This window comes from Salinispora vitiensis, assembly GCF_000378825.1.
In the GTDB taxonomy this organism is placed as follows: domain Bacteria; phylum Actinomycetota; class Actinomycetes; order Mycobacteriales; family Micromonosporaceae; genus Micromonospora; species Micromonospora vitiensis.
Genome location: NZ_KB900388.1, coordinates 1,630 through 4,291 on the forward strand (window position 1 = coordinate 1,630; position 2,662 = coordinate 4,291).

General features: G+C 65.6%; 1 protein-coding gene. It reads right to left on the reverse strand.

Annotated elements, in window-relative coordinates:
- Positions 1 to 299: 299 nt before the first annotated feature.
- Positions 300 to 2,662, reverse strand: a 2,363-nt coding sequence (locus tag SALPAC2_RS24165; RefSeq protein WP_018214584.1) for a PA domain-containing protein, incomplete at its 5' end; no start/stop codon positions are given.

The window sequence follows — 2,662 nt, forward strand, 5'->3', positions numbered from 1 at the left end:
GCGGAACTCCGGATCGAACTGGCGTCTCGTCTCAGCCATGAACCTCTATCCCTCAAGCTCTGGCCTCCACGCTACGAGGGGAAGGGCACCACCGATGGTTCGAGTGGGTGACCAGTTGGTGGCCGAGGGCGGCGCCAGTGCATGCCATTCCGTTAGGGCGTTTCGGCGACTGCATGCTGAATGCCTCGGCCGGCCGGCGTGACGAGGGTCAACTGGTGGTGGGTAGCAGGGTTGTCTGGGTGGGTTGGGGCCGGGTGGGGTCCCCGGAACGTCGTTGGCTCGGGGACCCCGCCGGTCAGTTATCGCAGGCCGTAGGCGCGGATGAGTTCTTGTCGGATGGCGAAGCCGGTGTCGGTTTCGGCGGCGGCGCGTACGGAGATGAAGTTGTCGGGTTGGTCGGGCAGTTTCAGGGTTGCGGTGTGGCGGTTGTTGTCGCCCGGGGTGAGGGTGATGGGTTGCCAGGTGGTGCCGTCGTCGTAGGAGACCTCGAGTTCTACTGCGGTGATGGTGCCGGTGCCGGAGCCGCCGGGCTGCGGCTTGGGGGTGATGCTGATGTCTTGGTGGGTGCCGGCTTCGACGTCGCCTCGTAGGTCGGTTTCCAGTTCGTAGTCGAGCTGCAGCAGGGTGAGCGGTTCCGGGGCGTGCCGGTCAGCCTCGTTGGTGCTGGAGATGAAGTCCCACTCGGTGTGGGTACGGGTCGACAACCCCCACTCCTCGGCTGGGCGCGATGCGTCCAGGACCAGCCGGTACGGCAGCGTCCCGGCCGGTACCTCCTTGTTCGGCAGGTAGGCGCCGATGGTGTTCTCGTGCAGCAGGGTGTCACCCTGGTAGAGCTTCATGTTGGTCGGCACTGAGCCGTACTGCATGTTTCCGGCGTGTTCGAGCTGGCTGCCCGACGGGCTCCAGGACTGCACGTTGAGGAGCATGGTGTCCTGGTACCGACTGTTGCTGACGCTGTAGCCGCGGCCGAAGGCGGGCCGGACGGCGGGCGCGAACCAGTCCCGGCGGGTGGTTGTGCCCTTGGCGTACGTGTCGGTGAACGCCCGGTCCTCCCAGTCGCCCTGTGCGTGGGTTTCGTACCACTCCGTGTCTGGGGTGACCCATTCGGTGCGGGTGCCGGGGTACTGCTCGCGCTCGGGGGACCCGATTGCGGGGATGAGGGTCAGGTCGTAGCGGTACCCCTCGCCAGTGGTGTCCTGGACGGCGTGGTAGCGGGCGTCGATTCGGGCCAGGTCGTGGTGGCTGGGGTGGTAGGTGAGGGGCTGGTCCGGCACTCGTTCTGACCAGGCTTGGTTCAGGTCGTAGATGGTGTCGGGGTACTCCTTCTGGGTGACCTTCAGTGGCGGCATGCCGTGTTTGGCGAGTGTGATCAGGATGTTTCCGATGTCGCGGTGGACGCTGGCGATGGGGATGGGGGAGTCGCCGACCCATTCGTGGAGGATTCCGGGGTTGTCGTTGACGATCAGGAGGAGTTCGGCTCCGGCGGCGGCTGCGGCGGCGGCCCGGTCGGCTGCGCTGATGTCGTCGCTGCGTTTGATGACGGCGATTTTGCCGTCGGCGTCGACGTTGGCGTAGTCCTCGGGGGTGCCGGTGCCGGCGTAGACGGGGCGCAGCCATTGGGCGCCGGTGGTGATGGTGCTGCTGGCTTGGACGACGGCGTCGATGGGGAGCAGGCCGAAGGCGCGCAGGCTCAGGACCGGTTCACCCTTACGCCACCGGGCCCCCAGGGTGAACGCGCTCTCGGCGGGCTTTTCCGTCGGCAGCACGTACAGGTCGTCGTACCAAATCGGAATTCGATAGGCGAAGCGGAAGCGGTCGGCGTTGGGGTAGTCGACGGCGTAGGTGAGAGTGCGCCGTCGGTCTTCGGTGCGTTGAGGGGTGGTGGTGTCGAGTAGGCGGGCCTGGCTGGCGTCCAGCGTTACCTCGGTTGGTTTGTCGAGTTTGATCCCTGGGGCGACCAGCAGGGCGAGGCCGAGGGAGTCGGCCTGTTCACCCGCGACGTCAAGATCAGTGTTCAGGGTGTAGGTCCCGGGTGCGAGGCGCAGGGTCTGCTCACCGTCGACGGTGACGGATTCGGCGAACCTTTCCCCGGCTTGGTCTATCAGGACGGCTCCGCTGGTGGGTTCGCCGTTGCGGTCGCGGAGTTTGATGGTGAGGTCGTAGCGTTCGTCTTCTTTGATGAGGCCGAGGCTGGTGCGGGTGATGGTTTCACCGGTGCTGGCATCGGTGCCGATGAGGTAGTCGGTGTGTTCGCCGATGTCGGCTGTTGTTGGGTCGCCGGTTACCGGAACGTCTATTTGGCCTTCGGCCGGCACGGTGACGGTGGAGTCGTTGAGGGTGAACGCCTTGTTGCCGGTGGTGGTGAGGTTGATGGTGACGGGGGTGGTGCTGGTGTTGGTGAGGGTGACCGCCTTGGTGACGGGGGTGTCAGTGGGTTGGTGTGGCCAGTCGAAGTAGCCGAAGAACACTGAGCCGGTGGCTTGTACGGTCCTGTTTACCGCTGCCGCTACGTCGAGGCGGCCGGTGCCGACCTGGTATGCGCTGTAGGTGTCGCTGAGAGCTTGGGTGCTGCTCATGAGGGCGTTTTTGAGTTGGGTGTTGGTCCAGTTGGGGTGTTGTTGGGTGAGGATGGCGGCGGCTCCGGCGACGTGTGGGGTGGCCA